Source organism: Streptococcus sp. UMB1203, assembly GCF_030217725.1.
GTDB lineage: Bacteria > Bacillota > Bacilli > Lactobacillales > Streptococcaceae > Streptococcus.
The window spans coordinates 1-22,131 of record NZ_JASOOK010000033.1; the positions used below are offsets into that span (position 1 = coordinate 1).

Below are 22,131 nucleotides of genomic sequence, written 5' to 3' on the forward strand. Positions count from 1 at the left end.
CACTGGTTTTTACGATTTTTATCAGACTAACTTCCACTTGGATTAACGGTGGAAGTTAGTTTGGGAATTTAGCATTATTCTTAATCAACTAATTCTAAACGACACTTCTACTCCTATCACCTAGCTAAACAAAAAGAAAAATCAGGAATTCCTGACTTTTACTTAGCTAATTCTCTTTCTCGTTCTTTCATTATTTTATGATTTTCATACAAACGTGATAAAAACTTAGAAATTTCTTTTAAGATAGAATAGGTTGGTACTGCAACAATCATACCAATGACACCATAAATATTACTTGATAACAAAAGTAATACTAAAATCGTAATTGGATGGACTTTCATCACACCACCTACGATACGAGGGTAGAGAATATTTCCATCCACTTGTTGAATAATCAACATATAAACAACTGCAATCAGCATTCTATGGGGATCAGTAAAGACATTGGCGATAATCATCGGAATCAAACCAATACTTGGACCTACATAAGGAATGAGATTGGCTAATCCTGAAAAGATAGCGAAGACCAAAGCGTATTTCAAACCGATTACGCTATATCCGATAAAGGCCAAACAGCCAATAATAATCGCATCAATGGCAACTCCACTAATATATCGAGCGATTGTAGCATTCAAATTTTTTAAAAGACCTGTAATATGCAACTTATCTCGCTTTAAAACAGTACGTTCAAGCATCGGCAAGAATTTATGGCCATCTAGTAAAAAATAAACCAAAAAAACTGGGGTCATAATCAAAATCAAAACAGTACTGATAAGAGCTGACAAGACGCTCCCCACACTATTTGATACGCTATTTAGGATATTTTGAAGAATATCAACATAGGATAAGTTTAACTGCTGAATGGTAGCCTCGACATCCAAATTTTGGAGCGCAGGATAATTAGATAAGTCTGTGATTAAGTCTTGTACTCGACTATAGATAGTTTGACTAGATATAATCAAACTAGATAACTGATTAATCAAAATAGGTAAGAGATAGACAACACCTATGACCATCCCCCAGACCAAAGCACACAAGGTAATTAAAATACCAAGCAAACGATTGAGTTTACAGACTTTATTTAAGAAAGTAACAATAGGGTTTGTCAAATAATAAAGGAATCCCCCTAATAAAAATGGAATCATAATTGTATTAAGCACGCTAACAAAAGGGTTAATCAAAGACCCCATCTGTCTCCATAAATAAAAGATGATAGTTAATAATAAAATCTCACTGGTCCAAAAAAATAATTTATTCTTACGAAACATGGGGTACCTCCATTCATCTATTTTACCATACTTTCAAAAAAGCTTCTTTCTTATATCATGAAACTGGGAATATTTTTTTCTTTATGATAGAATAAACTTACTATGAAAAAAATAATTTTAACTCTCCTAAGCTTATCCGTTATTGGCTCAGCATCTACTGTTGCTGCTCAAGATTTTAATATTGCTGCTAAACATGCAATTGCCGTTGAGGCAAATACTGGTAAAATTCTCTATGAGAAAGATGCAACCAAGCCAGTTGAAATTGCTTCAATCACAAAGTTAATTACTGTTTATCTTGTCTATGAAGCCTTGGAAAACGGCAGTATTACACTATCAACTCCGGTAGATATTTCTGATTATCCTTACAAATTAACGACAAATTCTGAAGCGAGTAACGTTCCTATGGAGGCTCGTAATTATACCGTCGAACAACTGCTCGAAGCAACCCTAGTATCTAGTGCTAACAGTGCGGCTATTGCCCTAGCTGAGAAAATTGCTGGCTCAGAAAAAGATTTCGTCGATATGATGCGGGCAAAACTCTTAGAATGGGGAATTCAGGATGCCACTGTTGTCAATACGACTGGTCTGAACAATGAGACTCTAGGGGATAACATTTACCCAGGATCTAAAAAAGATGAGGAAAATAAGCTCAGTGCTTATGATGTCGCTATCGTTGCTCGCAATCTCATCAAAAAATACCCACAAGTCTTGGAAATCACGAAAAAACCTTCTTCTACTTTTGCTGGAATGACAATCACTTCTACCAACTACATGTTAGAGGGTATGCCTGCTTATCGCGGTGGTTTTGATGGCCTTAAAACAGGAACAACAGACAAAGCTGGAGAATCTTTTGTTGGTACTACTGTCGAAAAAGGGATGAGGGTTATCACAGTTGTTTTGAATGCAGATCATCAAGACAATAATCCTTACGCTCGCTTCACAGCTACTTCTTCACTAATGGATTATATCTCTTCTACATTCACACTTCGCAAAATCGTTCAAAAAGGCGATGCCTATCAAGATAGTAAAGCCCCTGTACAAGATGGAAAAGAAGATACCGTCACTGCCATTGCCAAAGATGATATCTCTCTAATTGAACGTGTTGGGGGACAATCGTCCCAAACAATTCAATTCACACCTGATTCTAAGGCAATTCCAGCACCACTTGAAGCCGGAACTGTGGTTGGACATTTGACTTATGAAGACAATGATTTGATTGGTCAAGGTTACATCACTACAGAACGTCCTAGTTTTGAAATGGTAGCAGAAAAGAAAGTTGAAAAAGCCTTCTTCTTAAAAGTTTGGTGGAATCAGTTTATCCGATTTATCAACGAGAAATTATAAAAAAATCGCGATTTTAAACCGCGATTTTTTTGTTAGAAGTTCATCTTCAAAATCCTTGATTTTGAATAAAGCTAATACTCAATGAAAATCAAAGAGCAAACTAGGAAACTAGCCGCAGGTTGCTCAAAGCACCACTTTGAGGTTGCAGATAAAGCTGACACGGTTTGAAGAGATTTTCGAAGAGTATAAAAACAAATTTTATCCAACTGATCCTTCCATTTCATAGCTAATCAAGCGGTTCAGCTCAACTGCATATTCCATTGGAAGTTCTTTTGTGAAGGGTTCGACAAACCCCATAACGATCATCTCTGTTGCCTCAGATTCTGACAAACCACGGCTCATGAGGTAGTATAGTTGTTCTTCTGAAATCTTAGAAACCTTAGCTTCGTGCTCCAAAGCAACTTGCGAGTTGTGGATTTCATTAAATGGAATAGTATCTGATGCTGATAAGTCATCCATGATAATGGTATCACACTCGATGTGAGAAACAGATTTCTTAGAGTTCTTGTTAAAGGTTACTTGTCCACGGTAGTCGACCTTTCCTCCGCCTTTAGCGATGGATTTAGACACGATAGACGAGCTTGTATGTGGGGCGTTGTGGATCATCTTGGCACCAGTATCCTGATGTTGCCCTGCGTTAGCAAAGGCGATTGAAAGCATGGTACCACGTGCTCCTTCTCCATCTAGGTAAACAGATGGGTATTTCATAGTTGTTTTGGCACCTAAGTTTCCATCGATCCACTCAACAGTTGCATCTTTCAAAGCTTTGGCACGTTTTGTTACCAAGTTATAGACATTATCAGACCAGTTTTGGATGGTTGTATAACGCATATAAGCTCCGTCCAAAGCGAAAATTTCTACAATGGCAGCGTGCAAGCTGTTACTTGAATAAGTTGGCGCTGTACAGCCTTCTACGTAGTGGACACTCGCTCCTTCATCAACGATAATCAAGGTACGTTCGAACTGACCTGTATTTTCGTTATTGATACGGAAGTAGGTTTGAAGTGGAATATCTACTTTGACACCTTTTGGCACGTAGATAAAGGTTCCACCAGACCATACTGCTGAGTTGAGGGCAGCCAATTTGTTATCTGTTGGCGGTACCAACTTAGCGAAGTATTGTTTAAACAAGTCTGGGTATTCCTTGAGGGCAGAATCCGTATCTGTAAAGATAATCCCCAATTTCTGGAACTCTTCCTTCATGTTATGGTAAACCACTTCTGACTCATACTGGGCAGAAGCTCCTGCTAGATAAGCACGCTCAGCTTCTGGAATTCCGATACGTTCAAAGGTTTCTTTGATTTTCTCAGGAACTTCGTCCCATGAACGGGCTGGTTTGTCAGATGGTTTTTGGTAGTAGATCAAGTCATCAAAGTCAATCTCTGACAAGTCTGCTCCCCAGGTTTGCATAGGCATTTTTTTGAAGGTTTCATAAGACTTCAAACGGAATTCTAACATCCACTCAGGTTCACCCTTAGCAGCTGATAATTCGCGAATGACTTCTTCGTTCAATCCTTTTCCTGTCGATAGGACAGGCTCTACATCGTCATGGAAACCAAATTTATATTCACCAAGGTCAATTGGTTTTGGTTCTACTCTTTCTTCAGCCATAATATCCTTTCTTTCATTATATATTTCTATGTTTCTTATTTTTCTTCTTGATCTTCAATTGTTTTCTTAAGGGCATTCCAAGCTAGAGTTGCACACTTGATTCGTTGAGGGAATTTGGCAACACCTGATAAGAAAGCCGCGTCTCCAAGTTGGTCTTGACGCTCATCTTTTTGCCCTTGAACCATTTCAGAAAAAATAGTTGCAAGTTCTAAAATTTCTTGTTTGGTCTTGCCTAAAACTGCATCTGTCATCATACTAGCAGAAGCAGTTGAAATCGTGCATCCTGAATTTAGAAAAGCGATATCTTCTAAACGATCCTCTGCGTCAAACTTAACAGAGAGATTAATAACATCGCCACAGGTTGGATTGTTGAGGCTGATTTGCTCAGCGTCTTCTAACTTCCCTTGGTGATGTGGATTTTTCGAATGGTCTGCCACCACTGCCATATAAAGGCTATCTAGTTTAGAAAGTGCCATTGAAAAACTCCTTTGTCTTTTGTAGGGCATCGACTAGCTTGTCACAATCTGCCTTGGTATTGTAGATATAAAAACTTGCACGAGCTGTTGCTGGAACTTCCAAATATTGGAGCAAAGGTTGAGCACAATGATGACCTGCACGAACTGCTACCCCTTCATAATCCAGTGCTGTAGCTAGGTCATGGGGATGAAGATCGCCTAGGTTAAATGCAATCACACCTGAACGTTTAGCCAAGTCCTGCGAACCATAAATAGTCAATCCCTCAATTGCCTGCAATTTTGGAAAGACATATGCAATCAATTCCTGTTCATGAGCTTCAACGGCATCCATACCAATCTTTTCTAGATAATCCACTGCTGCAGCAAGTCCGATAGCACCTGCCATATTTGGCGTTCCAGCCTCAAATTTCCAAGGCAACTCCTTCCAACTAGCAGATTGCTCATAGACGAAATCAATCATCTCGCCACCAAACTCAACTGGTGACATTTGTTCCAGATACTTTTCTTTACCGTAAAGAACACCAATACCAGTTGGTCCAGCCATCTTGTGACCTGAAAAAGCAAAGAAGTCCACATCCAAGTCCTGGACATCAATCTTCATATGGGGCGTAGACTGAGCGCCATCCACCACCATGATAGCTCCAACTTGGTGGGCCAATTGCGTGATTTCTTTGATAGGATTGACTACACCAAGAACATTTGAGGCGTGAGCTAGGGAGACAAACTTGACTTTATCAGTCAATTTAGCTCGCAAGTCATCCATATCCAGAGCTCCATCCTTGAGATAAACATAGACAAGCTCTGCCCCAGTCTTGCGACAGACCTCCTGCCAAGGAATGATATTGGAATGGTGTTCCATGACAGAAATCAAGACCTGGTCTCCCTCAGTCAGGATTTCCTCAGCGAAGCGTGCCACCCAGTTAAGGCTGGTTGTCGTTCCTCTGGTAAAGAGAACTTCCTTTGTAGAGCCTGCATGGATAAACTTACGAATGGTTTCACGAGCAGCTTCATAAGAAGCTGTTGCTCGCTCAGCCAAGGTATGAACACCACGGTGAACATTGGCATTGTCCTGCTTATAGTAGCGGTTGATTGTTTCCAGAACTGCTAGTGGTTTTTGTGTCGTCGCAGCATTGTCCAGATAGACCAGAGGTTCATCGTTGACAATCTGGTCTAAAATTGGAAAATCCTTACGAATCGCTTCTACATCTAACATAGGCTTCCCCTTAGCGTTTTGACAATTTTTCTTCGATGGTTGCAATCATTTCTTCACGAACTTCTTTGACTGGAATCTCAACAATTACGGAGCCAAGGAAACCACGAACAACCAAGCGTTCTGCAGTTGCCTTATCCAAGCCACGACTCATGAGATAGTACATATCTTCTGGATCTACTTGTCCGATAGAAGCCGCGTGACCTGCAGTTACGTCATTTTCATCAATCAAAAGAATTGGGTTGGCATCTGAACGCGCTTGGTCTGAAAGCATAAGAACACGACTTTCTTGTTGCGCATCTGCTCCCTTAGCACCCTTGATGATGTGGCCGATACCATTGAAGGTTAAGGTTGCTTTTTCAAGAATAACCCCATGTTGAAGGATATTTCCGATTGAGTTGCAACCATAGTTAGTTACTCGGGTATCAATCCCTTGTACCTGACGGCCACTTGAAAGAGCTACAACCTTGAGATCTGCATGGCTACCGTTACCAATCAAGTCACTATCAAAGTCCGCAACGACGTTCCCTTCGTTCATGACACCGATTGCCCAGTCAATGCTTGCATCGTTGCCTAATTTACCACGACGGCTAATGTAAGCAGTGACGTTTTCACCTAGACGGTCAATCGCAGCAAACTTCACTTGAGCTCCAGAACGCGCAATTACTTCTACTGTGATATTGGCAGTTGCTTTGGCACTTCCTTCACCACGTGACTCTAGACGCTCCAGATAACTAATCTTAGAATTTTTACCAGCGATAATCATAATATGCTTGTTAAACGGCACATCGCTATCGCTGTCTTGATAGAAAATTCCTTCGATTGGTTCAGCAATTTCCACGTTATCAGGAATGTAGAGAACAGCACCACTATTGAAATAAGCTGTATGGTAGGCTGCCAACTTGTCATCGTCATACTTAACAGATGACATGAAGAATTCTTCGATTAGCTCTGGAATTTCTTCTAAAGCTGAGTGGAAGTCTGTAAAGACGACACCCTGTTCAGCTAACTCAACTGGAGTTTGCTCAAAAACAGTCTGAGTTCCTACTTGAACCAACTTCAAGTGATTATCTAGAGCTGTGAAATCTGGAACATTTGCTGATGGCTCACTTTCTGTAATCGTTCCATCACCCAGATTCCAACGGTGGAATTTGACACGCTCAATAACTGGTAATTCCAAAGTCTCAATCTTGTCAAAAGCTTTTTGACGGAGATTAGCCAACCAGCTTGGTTCAGCGTGCATTTCTGAAAAAAGTTTAATATTTTCTTTAGTCATTTACTTCTCCTAAAAGACACGAGGGAATTACAATTCTTCCTTGTAGTCGTAGCCAAGTTCTTCAGCTAGTTTTGCGTATCCTTCACGTTCCAAACGCGCAGCCAATTCGGGACCACCAGAAAGAACAACACGACCTTCCATCATGACGTGTACCACATCAGGTGTGATGTAGTTCAAAAGACGTTGGTAGTGAGTGATAATCATAGCACCAAAGCCTTCACCACGCATAGCATTCACACCTTTAGAAACAACTTTAAGGGCATCAATATCAAGACCAGAGTCAATCTCATCCAAAAGGGCAAAAGTTGGTTCCAACATCAAAAGTTGAAGAATCTCATTACGTTTTTTCTCACCACCAGAGAAACCTTCGTTGAGGTAACGCTCAGCCATTTCTTCTTTCATGTTGAGCAATTCCATCTTTTCATCTAGCTTAGTGATGAACTCGCGAACTGAAATCTTCTCATCGTCTTCTTTACCAGCATTCATGGCTGCACGAAGAAACTCAGCGTTAGTAATACCAGGAATTTCTGATGGATATTGCATAGCAAGGAAAAGTCCCATACGCGCACGCTCGTCCACTTCTAACTCAAGAATATTTACGCCATCAAACAAGACTTCACCTTTGGTCACTTCATAGTTTGGATTTCCCATGATAGCGGCAGAAAGAGTTGATTTACCAGTACCATTTGGTCCCATGATAGCGGCAATTTCTCCTGTTTTCAGGGTCAGGTTAACCCCTTTTAAAATTTCTTTTCCTTCAATCTCAACGTGAAGATCTTTGATCTCTAATACTGACATGATAGTTCCTTTCTTTTTCAAGGCCTTTACCAGTACTCACTAGAAACATACTTGATTTCCCTAGAAAATACGGTAAAAGGTCAATAAATATACTTTTATAGTATAACAAAAAAAAGCCTAAAAGGCTTTGATTTTGTCTAGAAGCTGAGGACTAGTCTTTTCCTTTTAAATGCTGGTCAATGACATCTACAATCTTGCCCATCAAGTAACTAACTCGGAAATTTCTGAAGAGCAAAATGGCCCAAAAGGCTGCCATAATATAGCGACCAGTCATCCAGGCTTCATTGAAAAAATAGGTCTCAGCAGCTGTAAACAGCGCAATGATAATAAATTGTTGTCTATTCATAAACTTATTGTATCATGAAATCTTTCTTTAGTCTTCCTCGACCTTCACTTTATCAGCCAAAAATTCAAATCCTTCTGGAATCAGACTTTCTTCTGCTTCTTTTTCAGTTTGAGAAGATTTTGCTTTGGCTGAAAAGGCTGCGCGAACTTCTTTCCATTCCTCCATGGAAATAGCTAAAATCTCAGGTGAAAAACCTGCTGCCTGACTGAGGATATTGCCAAACATGGTGTTGAGATTGTCTCGTTTCATGGTTTGACCAGCATTGAAGTTAGATTCAAAAGCAAGAATAGCATGGTGTTCATTGGCTGCAACCGGTTGAGAACCAACTAGCAGAGCCTTATCAGGACCTCCAAGACTTTCAATTACCTCTCCCCAGGCATTCTGCAAGCGAATCAGATTTTGACGTGCTAAATCAGGATTTTCGACAGCCTCTTGTAAGATAGATTGAACTTTATTACGATCCACACGATAGACGGTCTTGCTCGCTGCTGGACGGGTAAGTACTGGACTAGTTGTTTTTGGTACAGTGCCCACATTTGAGAGTTCATGTTTGAGACGGGCAACTTCCTGTCTCAATGCAGAAATTTCATGTTCAACTGCCCCAGAAAGAGCTGGTTCAAGCTTAATCTCTGCCAAACGAATAGTCATCATCTCAGCATAAATCTTAGGTTGCAAACTAGACTTAATATCTGCTAAACTGACTGTCGCCAAGCGAATCATTTCAAACAGATTTTCTTGAGGAAGTGCCAAATTTTCTACAAAGACTGGACTATGATGAGTGTTTTCTCCACCTGTTTGGACAATTAACAAGTCTCTTAAATAGTGCAAAAGGTCGGTCACAAAACGAGTCATGCTCTTACCATTGTCAAAGAGAAGATTTAAGCAATACAAGGCCTTGGGAACATCCTGTTGAGACAAGGCAGCCACATAATCATCCAAGGCTGATAGGCTAATAGTGCCAGTAATTTCTTCAGAAATGGCAGTCGTCAATTCATTTCCCTGTGTTAAACTTAGGGCTTGATCCAAAATAGACAAGGCGTCTCGCATTCCACCTTCAGCCCGTCTAGCAATGATTTCCACAGCCTCTGGTTCAGAACTGATATTTTCTTTGTCTAAGATATAGTGAATATGTTCCTTAATATCCTGTGTCTTAATCGATTTAAATTCAAAACGTTGCACACGGGATAGAATAGTCGCAGGTATCTTGTGCAATTCAGTAGTAGCCAAAATAAAGACCACATTCTGTGTTGGCTCTTCTAACGTCTTTAGGAGGGCATTAAAAGCTCCTGTAGACAGCATGTGAACCTCATCTATGATATAGACCTTATAACGAGCAAGGCTAGGCGCATAGGTAGATTTATCACGAATTTCACGGATTTCATCCACCCCGTTATTAGAGGCTGCATCCATTTCAATGACATCTTCTAAACTACCATCCGTCACCGCTTGACAAATATAGCAGTTATTACAAGGTTCACCACCCACTTGATTGGGACAGTTCATAGCTTTGGCAAAGATCTTAGCCACACTAGTTTTTCCCGTTCCACGTGGACCAGAGAAAAGATAGGCATGACTTATTTTCTCTTGCTCTACTGCTTGTTTAAGAGTCTTAGCCACAACTTCCTGTCCAACCAACTGGGAGAAGTTTTGACTTCTATATTTTCGATAAAGAGCTTGATACATTAGGCTTTCTCCCCAAACATTGTAAAGTCCCATTCTGTCTTTTCAAGCAAAATAGCGACAAATTGTTCCAAATAATCTCGATCCATAGCATCATAATCATTAATCTCTGAAGAATCCAGATCCAGAACCCCGAGCAATTGACCATTCTTAACCATCGGAACAACAATTTCACTTTTAGCTCGACTATCACAAGAAATATAGTTGGGATAAGTTGTTACATTACCAACCAGAACAGTTTCCTGAAAGTGAGCTGCCTCCCCACAAACACCTTTTCCAAGTGCAATACGGATGCAGGAAACACCGCCTTGGAAGGGACCTAAAACCAATTCCTTTCCATCAAACAAATAAAAGCCTGCAAATACAGTATTGGAAAAGCGTGATTTTAAAAGAGCACTGGCGTTGGAAAGATTAGCCAAAACATTGGTTTCACCTTCCAATAAAAAAAATAGCTCTTCATTTAACATTTGATAACGTGATTGTTTTTCTGATTCTAACATAGAACTATTATATCAAAAAAGGCTTACAGACAAAAGAAAAATCCCTTGTTTAGAAAACAAAGGATTTTGTGAATTTTCAATTTGATTAAAGTTCGATATCACCGAACAAGTCAGCCATTGAGAATCCTGTTTGTGTTTCTGGAAGTTCGAAATCACGTTTTTCTTGACGTTTTGGACGACGTGGACGAGCAGCACGTTTTTCTTCTTTTTGTCCTTCTTCTTGAGCTGGACGTTCTTCAAGAGCTTTGATAGAAAGTGATACGCGCTCTGCATCTGCATTAACTTCAAGAACTTTAACTTGAACTTCTTGACCAACTTTAAGAGCTTCTTTTGGATTTTCAATACGTTTGTGTGAAATTTGTGATACGTGAACAAGTCCATCGATACCTGGCAATACTTCAACAAATGCACCGAAGTCAGTCAAACGTTTAACTGTTCCTTCAACTACATCACCTTTAGCCAATTTTTGCTCAACGCCATCCCATGGTCCAGGTGTTGTTGCTTTAAGTGAAAGTGATACGCGTCCTTCTTCTTCGTTAAGATCAAGGATTTTCACTTCAATTTCTTCACCAACAGTTACAACTGATTTTGGTGATACGTTACGTTCGTGTGACAATTCAGTTAAGTGAACCAATCCGTCAACACCACCAAGATCGATGAAAGCACCGAAACTTGTGATACGTGCAACCTTACCAGTTACAACATCACCAACAGCCAATTTACCGAATACTTCAGCGCGAGCTGCTGCAGTAGCTGCTTCAACAACTTCACGACGTGAAAGGATGAAGCGGTTTTCTTTAGCGTCAACTTCTTTGATTTTAGCGTCAAATTCTTGACCTACAAAACGCTCAGTGTTACGTACGAAACGAGTATCCAACATTGAAGCTGGGATAAATCCACGAACACCTTCAAATTCTACTGAAAGTCCACCCTTAACGGCACGAGTTCCTTTAACAGTAACAACTTCTTCTTCGCGACCAACAAGTTTGTCCCATGCTTTGCGAGCTTCAAGGCGTTTTTTAGATACAAGGTATGTAACTGTATCAGTATCTTTACCAACTACTTGACGAAGTACAAGAACATCCAATACTTCTCCTACTTTAACAAAGTCATTGATATCTGCATCGCGATCGTTTGTCAATTCGCGAAGAGTCAAGACACCTTCAACACCAGTTCCAGAGATTGCAACGTTAGCTTGAGTCGCATCAACTGTCAATACTTCAGCACTAACAACATCACCAGTCTCAACTTGGCTAACGCTATTTAGCAAATCTTCAAATTCGTTCATCTAAAAAATCCTCCAACAATCAAGTTTTTCTTAAACTTGACATACTTATAATTTTTTTCCTAAGCACCCGCAAGAACAAGTTCATATCGTTCACGTCTTTCAATTATAAAAATAAAATACCCTAAGATATTTTGCTTTTTATCTTGATCATTACCTAAGAACTGGGGTAGCTGGATTCGAACCAACGCATGAGGGAGTCAAAGTCCCTTGCCTTACCGCTTGGCTATACCCCATTGATAAAATGGAGAGAGAGGGATTCGAACCCCCGAACCCGAAGGAGCGGATTTACAGTCCGCCGCGTTTAGCCTCTTCGCTATCTCTCCTACAATCAACATGGACTATTATATCATGAAAATTTCAAAAAAACAAGACTTATTTTGCTAAATTATAATTTTCAATCAAAATTTCCACAGCTTTTTCCAATTTTTTATAAAAACTATCGACATTCTCATTCTTTATAATGGCAAATTGTCCATCTAATTCGGCAATTTCTCCGATAACTTTTTTACCAATGGTCAAAGTATAGCCTTCAAAACTGTCTTTTCCTACATTAACTTTGGCATCTGCTACTTGAATTTCGATTTTTTTATCTTTCTTACTCATTTCATACCTCTCTTCACTTTTTCTATTTTACAAGAAAATCCTAAAACTAGCAAGAAAAAACTCTATATCATTCCATGTCTGATATAGAGTTTTCTGCTTTATTTAATGTGTTTTTCTAGTTCTTTTTGGTACTTACCATTTGATTCCAATTTTTCTTTTTGCCATTTTTTCAGTGCTTCTTCATATTCTTTTGTCGTAACGATATCTTTTTGTAATTTCATTCCTTTAAAGATATATGGGTCACCCTTAATACCAACTTGTGAGTATGGTTTTGAGAATGGTACTACATTACTTACAACTGGAGAACCACCAGATGAGGCTGTTGGCATCAATAATGAACTATCTGTCAACCAAGCTTGAGCCTTGGCATATTTTTCATAGCGTTCTTCAAGATTCGTAGTTTCTGAATCCGCATCATCCAATAATTTCTTATATTCATCTAAACCAAGTTTAGCTACAACATCTTTATCTTTCCCTTTAGTAATACCTAGGTGCTTCATAGCAGAACCTGATTTAGGATCCATGATATTCAAGTAAGATGCTGGGTCTTGATAACTTGGAGCCCATCCTGTACTGTTCAAATCATAGTCTTTTTGAGAAGGAACACGCGCTTGTGAAGTGATTGTTTCCTTTTCATTATCTGTCATTTGAAGAACGTCGATGACAACATTTTCAGCACCAAGAGTTGATTCGATAGACTGTTTGAAAGAGTTACTTTGTTGAACGGCGATGGTATCTGTTTGTTCAACTGGGACATCCAAATGAATTGGGAAAGTTACCCCTTTAGATTCCAAGTCTTTCTTAGCTTTTTCGAACGCAGCTTTAGCCTTGTCAGGGTTGTAGATAGAATCCTTACCGTCAACTAGCTCAACACCTTTCCATTGGTCACCATAGTTCACCAACTCTGCTTGAGCGATTTGACCAAAGTTCTTACCACCTGCTTGCACGAAGTTGTCAGGAACAAGGCTGTTACGAATAATCTTGTCCGCACCGTCTTCACCATTTAGCTGGGCAGCATAAGAATGGCGGTTGAAGGCAAAGTTGATAGCCTGACGGAAGTCCTTATTAAGCATAGCTTCTTTAGTAGAAGTCTTTTGCTCCTCACTTGTTTTCGCAGTTTTATTATATGACTGACGATTTACGTTAAAGGTGAAGTAATAGCTACTTGAGTCCTGTGGGCTATAAGTGATTTTATCTCCGTATTGTTCCAAAGTAGAAGCAAAGTTTGAGCTACTTGGGAAGAGACGGGCTGTCGTATAAGCACCAGAAGAGAAGCTACGAATCAAGGATTCCTGATCAGAACCATCGTAGTAGGTCAATTTGATCTTCTCGATTTTTACCTTTTCTTTATCCCAGTAGTTTGGATTTTTCTCGTATTCGATTAACGATTTAGAAGTCAAGGTCTTCAAGATATAAGGACCATTGTAAAGAATCCCTGCTGGAGTAACTGCTCCATAATCTTTACCTGATGCCTTCAAAAACTCTTCATTTACAGGCAACATCGTCGCTGTTGTAACTTTAGAGTTCCAGAAACTTTCTGGTTTGTTTAGGGTATATTCGACTGTATAATCGTCCAAGGCCTTAACACCAACTGTAGAGAAATCGTTCGTCTCACCAGTCATGTAGGCATCCAAACCCTTGATTGAATTTTGGATGAGAGAGACACCGTCTGACTTACCGTCAGCTACATGTTTCAATCCTGTTACAAAGTCATGGGCTGTTACTTCTGCATATTCTTCACCTTCAGAAGTGTACCATTTAACTCCTTTACGAAGTTTGTAGGTATAAGTCAAACCATCTTTTGACACAGACCAATCCTCAGCCAAGGAAGGGATAACATTTCCGTACTGGTCGTTTTCCATCAAGCCATCAACCACGTTCCCGATGACATCTGTTGTAGATGTACGAGTCGCTATACTATAGTCCAAAGATGCTGGATCTACTGCATAGACATATGAAAATGTTGTCGGTGCATCTGCTTCTTTATCAGCTTTTCCACAAGCCACTAAAAGAGCTGTTGTGCTCAGGACCACTCCTGCTGTTAAGAGCCACTTTTTCGATTTCATCAAAAATCTCCTTTTGTTTGTTTTAATCTACTTTTACAATCCAACCTTCTGGCGCTTCAATATCACCAAACTGAATACCAGTCAATTCATCATAGAGTTTACTAGTCACAGGACCTACTTCTGTTTCACTATAGAATACATGGAAATCATCACCGTGCTGAATTCCACCAATTGGTGAAATAACTGCTGCTGTACCACAGGCACCTGCCTCTACAAAGCGGTCAAGGTTATCAATTGGGACATCCCCCTCAATAGGAGTCAAGCCCAAGCGGTGTTCTGCCAAATAAAGCAAAGAATACTTAGTAATAGATGGCAAGATAGATGGACTCAATGGTGTTACAAATTCATTATCAGCTGTAATTCCAAAGAAGTTAGCTGAACCGACTTCTTCAATCTTTGTATGAGTTGATGGGTCTAGATAGATAACATCTGAGAAATGACGTGACTTGGCCAATTTCCCTGGCAAGAGACTGGCAGCATAGTTCCCACCAACCTTAGCTGCACCTGTACCATTTGGCGCTGCACGGTCGTATTCATCCTGAATCAAGAAGTTGGTTGGAACCAAACCACCCTTAAAGTAATTTCCAACTGGCATGGCAAAGATGGTGAAAATATACTCTTCTGCTGGTTTAACCCCAATAATATCTCCGACACCAATCAAAAGAGGGCGAAGATATAAGGTTCCACCTGTTCCGTATGGAGGTACATATTCTTCATTCGCACGAACAACTGCCTTACAAGCTTCTACAAACATGTCTGTTGGAACTTGTGGCATCAAGAGACGGTCACATGTACGTTGCAGACGTTTGGCATTTTCATCAGGACGGAAAAGTTGAATACTGCCATCCTTAGTACGATAAGCTTTCAAACCTTCAAATGCTTGTTGACCATAGTGAAGACTTGGAGAAGACTCTGAAATATGCAAGGTTGCATCTTCTGTAAGTTCTCCTTGATTCCATTGTCCATTTTTAAAATGAGCAATATAGCGATAAGGTAAATTCATATAGGAGAAACCAAGGTTCTCCCAATCAATCGTTACTGTCATATTCCACTCCTTATTCTAAAAACCTATTTCTTATATTCTACACTTTTTTTCTAAAATAGCAAGTATATTTTGTAATTTTCAGAAAATTTCTTCAATAAAAAGAACCAGCTCTTAGAACTGATTCCTCATTTCACTTATTTAGCTTCAGTAAATATTTCTTTAAGATAAGCGTCAAAAACTTCTTCATCAGAAATAGTATCAGAAATGAAGCTTCCGTTGCTGGTTCGTTCTGACAAGTTGAGGTCTTGCAATCGACTCTCATAGATTGACCCCTTGTTAGATTGGACAAGAAGCGTTTGGTCGTTTTCTTCTACTTCTGTACTAAAAAGATCACCAACGAAACCTTGCTCTGCAACTGCTCCAGCCAAGAAGACACGGTGCGGTTTGTTTTTCAACTCACGCAAGACTTGTAGTCCTCGTTTGGCACGGCTAGTTGCTGGAATTTCGTCAATAGAAACACGTTTCAAACTTCCACGCTGAGTCAAGAGGTAGAAGGATGAAGTGTTACAGATAAAGGCGGATTGGAGGACATCATCTGCTTTCAGGTTCATAGCTTTGACACCTGCAGCCTTAGCACCGACAACTGGTACCTCTTCGATATTGAAACGAAGGGCATAACCATTTTGGCTAATCAAGAGAACATCATCCAGTTTAATCGGAGCCACTGCTACAATCTGGTCTGTCTCGTCTTTGAGCTTAGCATACTTGACAGACTTAGACTTGTAGGTTCGCCATGGAGAGAACTCTTTGCGTTCTACCCGTTTAATTTGACCGAGACGAGTTGCAGTAAAGTAGGTTGTCGCATCATCAAACTGATCCACGACTTCCACATAAAGGACTTCTTCGTTAGTTTCAAAATTTGTAATGGTCTGGCTCAGATGCTCTCCGATGTCCTTCCAGCGAATATCTGCTAATTCATGGATTGGTCTGTAGATGACATTTCCAAGACTTGTGAACATCAAAAGATGCTGAGTTGTCTTGGCAGCTTGAACAAAAATCAAACGGTCATCATCACGCTTGCCAATTTCTTCCAGCGTTGAAGCGGTAAAGGAACGTGGGCTGGTACGCTTGATGTAACCTGCCTTGGTCACGCTGACGTAGGTATCTTCCTCGGCGATCAGACTAGCTGTATCAATCTCAATTACTTTTGCTGTGTCTTCTAAAGTACTCAAACGCGGAGTAGCAAATTTCTTCTTGACCTCACGAAGCTCTTTCTTCATGAGATTGTACATAGTCCGTTCGTCACCGATGATCGCCGCAAGCATGGCAATCTTCTCACGAAGTTCTGCTTCTTCTTCCTGCAAGACAACCACATCGGTATTGGTCAAACGATACAATTGCAAGGTAACGATGGCCTCAGCCTGCTCCTCTGTAAAATCATAGCTAACTTTGAGATTTTCCTTGGCGTCCGCCTTATTCTCAGAAGCACGAATAAGAGCAATGACTTCGTCCAAAATCGAAATTACACGAATCAAACCTTCGACGATATGGAGACGTTTCTCAGCCTTTTCCTTGTCAAAGCGTGAACGCGCCAAAATTACTTCACGACGGTGGGCAATATAGCTAGACAAGATTGGAACGATCCCAACCTGACGAGGCGTGAAATTGTCAATTGCCACCATGTTAAAATTGTAATTTATTTGTAGGTCAGTATATTTGAATAGATAGTTGAGCACGAGCTCCGTATTGGCGTCTTTCTTGAGTTCAATCGCGATACGAAGACCGTCACGGTCAGACTCATCACGAACCTCAGCAATACCTGCCACCTTGTTATTGACACGAACATCATCGATTTTTTTGACCAGATTGGCCTTATTGATTTCATAAGGAATCTCAGTGATAACGATTTGTTCCTTACCACCTTTTAGCTTTTCAATCTCCGTCTTGGAACGAACAACCACGCGCCCTTTCCCAGTTTCATAGGCCTTCTTAATTTCATCACGACCCTGAATAATTCCTCCAGTTGGAAAATCTGGCCCAGGCAAGAATTCCATGAGTTTTTCAACTTTGGCCGTTGGATGGTCAATCATGTAAACCGCCGCATCAATGACCTCAGCCAAATTATGGGGAGGAATGTCTGTGGCATAACCAGCCGAAATCCCAGTCGAACCATTGACTAAAAGGTTTGGAAAGGCTGCTGGCAAGACAGTTGGTTCTTTCTCGGTATCATCAAAGTTCCAAGCAAAAGGAACTGTCTTTTTCTCGATATCTTGAAGAAGGTAACCAGCAATTTCTGACAAACGAGCCTCGGTATAACGCATAGCCGCAGGCGGATCTCCGTCCATAGAACCATTATTACCGTGCATTTCGACCAAAATCTCACGATTTTTCCAATCTTGTGACATACGAACCATGGCATCATAGATAGAACTGTCACCGTGTGGGTGGAAATTCCCCATGATGTTACCGACAGACTTGGCCGACTTACGGTAACTCTTGTCAAAGGTATTGCCATCCTTATTCATCGAATAAAGAATACGGCGCTGAACCGGCTTCAATCCATCCCGAATATCTGGCAAAGCCCGGTCTTGAATGATGTATTTGGAGTAGCGACCAAAGCGCTCTCCCATAATGTCCTCCAGGGACATGTTTTGAATGTTACTCATATAGGATACAGAGCCCGTAAAATATCAAGTGAAAATAGAAAAATCTTGAAGTTAGCAAGCTCACCAGAGAATTTATCTTTTTCACGCGTCATTTAGGGCGTGTTCAACTCCTTTCAAAGAATATAGAGTAGGTTTTTACAGAAAAGGTGTCCAGTTAAGATATAAAGGGACGATTTGGCTTGCCGAAAATTTCTGTAGAAAAATAGAAAATCGATGTAGGGCTCGATGAAGTCAAGACGATTTGACTTTTTTCCGACTAAAATTAGTTCCGTGTTCAGTTACTACAAATAATCAAACGACCCTTTCTGTAGTTTAATCTTTTAAATTAAGGTCTTTAGTTAGTTAGCGATTAAGAAGTCTCTCCTCAGCATACTCAATCATTTTCTCAGCTACTTCCATATCATAGTCAAATCCCATCTTGTGAGCAAATCTTTGAGCTTCTCTATGGAAAAGTTGCATCGTAGCAAACAAAGACTCAGTGATTTTATCTAAACTTGAGAAATCAAGCAAATCTGAGAATTCCTTCTTTTGCTCAGCAGGTAAATAGTTGAAGAGATACTTGTAGTTCTTGCCAATATCGACTTTCCCCCTATCACTTGCAACCTGCCAAGCCAAAATTTTCAAGAATTCTTGTTGACAAATGCCGTAGAGATGGTCAGTCGCGTAGATGACTTGCTTACGACAGATTCCTTTGACCACGTAGGCTGACACCCACCAAAATTCATTGCAGGATTTTACAAAATTCGTTTCAGTAGCTGGGGGTGTCCAGTAACGCTCTAGATTTTGCGAATAGGGTTCAAATAAATGTTCTGGGTCTTCAAAAACAGTGAATCCAGCCTCGCTATCCACCCACTCTTGGATGTGGTCTTTAGGGCAGAGAGTCAAATCAATGCGATTGCCATCTTCAAAGAGCATGAGAAATAGACGGCGATGACCAAAACCAACTTCTTGCTCAATAATGCGCTTCCCAAACAGGTCCAGCCAAGAAAGGTCACTCGTCAGATTATCTAAATCGTCCACGACATAGACCACGTCATAGTCTTGAAATTCATCTTTTGGGGCCTTTGGGTTTGTCCGTGAACCAGACATAGCGACAGCTTTGACTTGTAAAGTTTTGGCAATCTGTAAAATCAGATCTAGCATTTCTGTTTCAGTTCTCATTTCGATACCCATTCATTAAAAAGTGACTTAAAACACTGTCGCTTCTTCCAGCGTAAATTTGACATTATCCTCAATCCACTTACGGCGTGGTTCGACCTTGTCTCCCATGAGGACATTGACGCGGCGTTCGGCGCGAGCCAGATCTTCAATGGTGACACGGATGAGGGTACGGGTTTCTGGATTCATAGTTGTTTCCCAGAGCTGGTCCGCATTCATCTCTCCAAGCCCCTTGTAGCGTTGGAGTGTTGCACCTTTACCGAACTGTTTGCGAAGTTCTTCTAGTTCTCCATCCGTCCAAGCATAGGCCACTTCTTCTTTCTTGCCTTTTCCTTTTGACATCTTGTAAAGAGGCGGAAGGGCGATATAGACATGACCTGCCTCGACTAGAGGACGCATGTAGCGGTAGAAAAATGTCAAGAGCAAGGTCTGGATATGGGCACCGTCGGTATCCGCATCGGTCATGATAATGATCTTGTCATAGTTGGCGTCTTCAATGGAGAAGTCTGCTCCAACACCCGCACCAATGGTATAAATCATGGTATTGATTTCTTCATTTTTGAGAATATCCGCCATCTTGGCCTTGGCTGTATTGATAACCTTACCACGAAGGGGCAAGATTGCCTGGAACTTGCGGTCACGACCTTGTTTGGCAGAACCTCCGGCAGAGTCCCCCTCGACTAGATAGAGTTCATTCTTAGCAGGATTCTTGGACTGGGCTGGGGTCAATTTCCCAGATAATAAGCCCTTGTCTTTTTTATTTTTCTTCCCATTTCGGCTCTCATCACGCGCCTTACGTGCCGCTTCACGAGCATCACGGGCCTTAATAGCCTTGCGGATGAGGTTAGAAGCCAATTCCCCATTTTCCATAAGGAAAAAGGTCAACTTATCCGCCACAATGCCATCCACAACGGGACGAGCAAGAGGGCTTCCTAGCTTGTCCTTGGTCTGACCCTCAAACTGCAAATGTTCTTCAGGGACTAGAATAGAGAGGACAGCCGCTAGCCCCTCACGATAGTCTGAACCTTCAAGGTTTTTATCTTTTTCCTTGAGAAGACCTGTCTTACGCGCGTAGTCATTCATAACCTTAGTAATGGCAGACTTGAGTCCTGTCTCGTGTGTTCCACCGTCCTTGGTGCGAACGTTATTGACAAAGGACAAAATATTATCTGAAAATCCATCATTGTACTGCAGTGCTACTTCCACTTGAAAACCATTGTCTTCCCCTTCAAAATAAAGGACTGGTGTCAAGGTTTCCTTGTCTTCGTTCAGATAAGAAACAAAGTCTTGTACCCCATTTTCATAGTGGAATTCAATCGCTTCGTCTGTGCGTTTATCCGTTAGAGACAAGGTCACATTTTTTAAAAGAAAGGCTGACTCATTGAGGCGTTCTGAGATGGTATTGTACTTGAAATCTGTCGTAGAGAAGATCGTCGCATCAGGCATAAACGTAACCTTGGTACCTGTTTTAGACTTGGGCGCTGTACCGATTTTCTTCAAAGTCGTAACAGGTTTGCCACCATTTTCAAAACGTTGCTTGTAGATTGCACCGTCACGAGTGATTTCAACTTCTAGCCAGCTAGAAAGGGCGTTAACTACGGAAGAACCCACCCCGTGCAGACCACCTGATGTCTTATAACCACCTTGACCAAATTTTCCTCCTGCGTGGAGAATGGTAAAGATAACCTCAACAGTTGGAATTCCCATCGCGTGCATACCAGTTGGCATCCCACGTCCGTGGTCTTGCACAGTCAAACTCCCATCTTTATTGATGGTCACATCAATACGGTCACCAAATCCAGACAAGGCCTCATCGACAGCATTATCGACGATTTCCCAGACGAGGTGATGAAGACCTGCACCATCGGTCGATCCGATATACATCCCTGGACGTTTACGGACCGCATCCAACCCTTCTAGCACCTGAATGGCATCATCATTATAATTGTTAATATTGATTTCCTTTTTTGACACAAGGAACCTCCTATTCGTTCATCTTTACTATTCTACAGGTTTTCCAAGGATTTTGCAAAATTTTTCTTTCTCCGGTGTGACAATTTCAGAAGAGATTCTCTGCCTTTCTTTTCCATTTCATGATATAATAGGAGTATGATTACAATAGTTTTATTAATCCTAGCCTATCTGCTGGGTTCGATTCCGTCTGGTCTCTGGATTGGACAAGTATTCTTTCAAATCAATCTGCGAGAGCATGGTTCTGGTAACACTGGAACGACCAATACCTTCCGTATTTTAGGTAAGAAAGCGGGTATGGCAACCTTTGTCATTGACTTTTTCAAAGGAACCCTAGCAACGCTTCTTCCGATTATGTTTCATCTGCAAGGCGTTTCTCCTCTCATCTTTGGACTTTTGGCTGTTATTGGCCATACCTTTCCAATCTTTGCAGGATTTAAGGGTGGCAAGGCTGTCGCAACTAGCGCTGGAGTGATTTTCGGATTTGCACCTGTCTTCTGTCTCTACCTTGCAGTTGTTTTCTTTGGAACCCTCTATCTTGGTAGTATGATTTCACTATCTAGCGTCACAGCATCTATCGCAGCTGTTATCGGTGTTCTACTCTTTCCACTTTTTGGTTTTATCCTGAGTAACTATGACCCTCTCTTCATCGCTATTATCCTAGCTCTTGCTAGCTTGATTATCATTCGGCATAAGGATAATATCACACGTATCCAGAATAAGACTGAAAATCTTGTTCCTTGGGGATTAAACTTAACCCATCAAAATTCTAAAAAATAAACGCCAGTTTGAACAGAACTGACGTTTTTTGGCTCTATAATATTTGTAGTGGGTAAATCCCCTATGGATCTTATGGAGCCTTTTTTGTGTAGAAAAAAAGTCCCA

At 40.8% G+C, this 22,131-nt stretch carries 18 protein-coding genes and 2 tRNA genes; 2 read left to right on the plus strand and 18 right to left on the minus strand.

Annotated elements, in window-relative coordinates; genetic code table 11:
* Positions 1-158 precede the first annotated feature (158 nt).
* Positions 159-1,268 (minus strand): cell elongation protein CozE, encoded by a 1,110-nt coding sequence (cozE, locus tag QP439_RS07895; RefSeq protein ID WP_285389278.1) that lies wholly within the window; start codon positions 1,266-1,268, stop codon positions 159-161.
* Positions 1,269-1,370: 102 nt separating this feature from the next.
* Here cozE and pbp3 point away from each other — a divergent pair, with 102 nt between their 5' ends.
* Complete coding sequence (gene pbp3, locus QP439_RS07900) at positions 1,371-2,612, plus strand: D-alanyl-D-alanine carboxypeptidase PBP3 (protein ID WP_045606281.1); 1,242 nt, start codon at positions 1,371-1,373, stop codon at positions 2,610-2,612.
* 198 nt (positions 2,613-2,810) lie between these two features.
* On the opposite strand, the gene sufB is transcribed toward pbp3, so the two are convergent.
* The 17 genes from sufB to parE form a co-directional block, all read right to left on the minus strand.
* The gene (gene sufB / locus QP439_RS07905) at positions 2,811-4,223 is read right to left on the minus strand and encodes a Fe-S cluster assembly protein SufB (protein ID WP_000797057.1); all 1,413 of its coding nucleotides are present in this window, start codon (positions 4,221-4,223) and stop codon (positions 2,811-2,813) included.
* 35 nt (positions 4,224-4,258) lie between these two features.
* Positions 4,259-4,699, minus strand: coding sequence for a Fe-S cluster assembly sulfur transfer protein SufU (gene sufU, locus QP439_RS07910; protein WP_049500368.1), 441 nt, complete (start codon positions 4,697-4,699; stop codon positions 4,259-4,261).
* On the minus strand, positions 4,686-5,912 hold the full coding sequence (locus QP439_RS07915) for a cysteine desulfurase (protein ID WP_065371830.1): 1,227 nt from the start codon (positions 5,910-5,912) through the stop codon (positions 4,686-4,688). Before QP439_RS07915 ends, sufU begins: the two co-directional genes overlap by 14 nt.
* 10 nt (positions 5,913-5,922) lie before the next feature.
* Positions 5,923-7,185 carry a Fe-S cluster assembly protein SufD gene (sufD, locus tag QP439_RS07920; protein ID WP_285389283.1) on the minus strand — a complete coding sequence of 421 codons (1,263 nt, stop codon included), beginning with the start codon at positions 7,183-7,185 and terminating at the stop codon, positions 5,923-5,925.
* A 27-nt stretch (positions 7,186-7,212) separates the two neighbouring features.
* Positions 7,213-7,983, minus strand: coding sequence for a Fe-S cluster assembly ATPase SufC (gene sufC / locus QP439_RS07925; protein ID WP_000114489.1), 771 nt, complete (start codon positions 7,981-7,983; stop codon positions 7,213-7,215).
* A gap of 151 nt (positions 7,984-8,134) precedes the next feature.
* Entirely contained in the window at positions 8,135-8,329 is a 195-nt protein-coding gene (locus tag QP439_RS07930; protein ID WP_001081602.1) for a DUF3272 domain-containing protein, read from the minus strand.
* Positions 8,330-8,356: 27 nt separating this feature from the next.
* Entirely contained in the window at positions 8,357-10,012 is a 1,656-nt protein-coding gene (dnaX, locus tag QP439_RS07935; protein WP_203213308.1) for a DNA polymerase III subunit gamma/tau, read from the minus strand.
* Complete coding sequence (gene msrC / locus QP439_RS07940; protein ID WP_285389293.1) at positions 10,012-10,509, minus strand: free L-methionine (R)-S-oxide reductase MsrC; 498 nt, start codon at positions 10,507-10,509, stop codon at positions 10,012-10,014. The genes dnaX and msrC overlap by 1 nt, the downstream gene beginning before the upstream one ends.
* An 85-nt stretch (positions 10,510-10,594) precedes the next feature.
* Complete coding sequence (gene rpsA / locus QP439_RS07945) at positions 10,595-11,797, minus strand: 30S ribosomal protein S1 (RefSeq protein WP_001001631.1); 1,203 nt, start codon at positions 11,795-11,797, stop codon at positions 10,595-10,597.
* A 161-nt stretch (positions 11,798-11,958) separates the two neighbouring features.
* Positions 11,959-12,030: transfer RNA gene (locus tag QP439_RS07950), tRNA-Gln, on the minus strand.
* A 9-nt stretch (positions 12,031-12,039) separates the two neighbouring features.
* Positions 12,040-12,120, minus strand: a tRNA-Tyr gene (locus QP439_RS07955).
* 49 nt (positions 12,121-12,169) lie between these two features.
* Positions 12,170-12,400 carry a DUF2969 domain-containing protein gene (locus tag QP439_RS07960; protein WP_285389295.1) on the minus strand — a complete coding sequence of 77 codons (231 nt, stop codon included), beginning with the start codon at positions 12,398-12,400 and terminating at the stop codon, positions 12,170-12,172.
* Between the two features lie 98 nt (positions 12,401-12,498).
* On the minus strand, positions 12,499-14,466 hold the full coding sequence (locus QP439_RS07965; protein ID WP_033681952.1) for a peptide ABC transporter substrate-binding protein: 1,968 nt from the start codon (positions 14,464-14,466) through the stop codon (positions 12,499-12,501).
* Positions 14,467-14,488: 22 nt separating this feature from the next.
* Positions 14,489-15,511, minus strand: a complete 1,023-nt coding sequence (locus tag QP439_RS07970) for a branched-chain amino acid aminotransferase (RefSeq protein ID WP_285389298.1) — start codon at positions 15,509-15,511, stop codon at positions 14,489-14,491.
* 134 nt (positions 15,512-15,645) lie between these two features.
* On the minus strand, positions 15,646-18,117 hold the full coding sequence (gene parC / locus QP439_RS07975; protein WP_285389300.1) for a DNA topoisomerase IV subunit A: 2,472 nt from the start codon (positions 18,115-18,117) through the stop codon (positions 15,646-15,648).
* 342 nt (positions 18,118-18,459) lie between these two features.
* Positions 18,460-19,278: an aminoglycoside 6-adenylyltransferase gene (locus QP439_RS07980; protein ID WP_049499569.1), complete on the minus strand. Its 819-nt coding sequence runs from the start codon at positions 19,276-19,278 to the stop codon at positions 18,460-18,462.
* 27 nt (positions 19,279-19,305) lie between these two features.
* Positions 19,306-21,249: a DNA topoisomerase IV subunit B gene (gene parE / locus QP439_RS07985; protein ID WP_004261495.1), complete on the minus strand. Its 1,944-nt coding sequence runs from the start codon at positions 21,247-21,249 to the stop codon at positions 19,306-19,308.
* A gap of 135 nt (positions 21,250-21,384) precedes the next feature.
* On the opposite strand from parE, the gene plsY reads away from it, so the two are divergent.
* Positions 21,385-22,026: a glycerol-3-phosphate 1-O-acyltransferase PlsY gene (gene plsY / locus QP439_RS07990; RefSeq protein WP_070527256.1), complete on the plus strand. Its 642-nt coding sequence runs from the start codon at positions 21,385-21,387 to the stop codon at positions 22,024-22,026.
* The last annotated feature ends 105 nt before the right edge of the window (positions 22,027-22,131 follow it).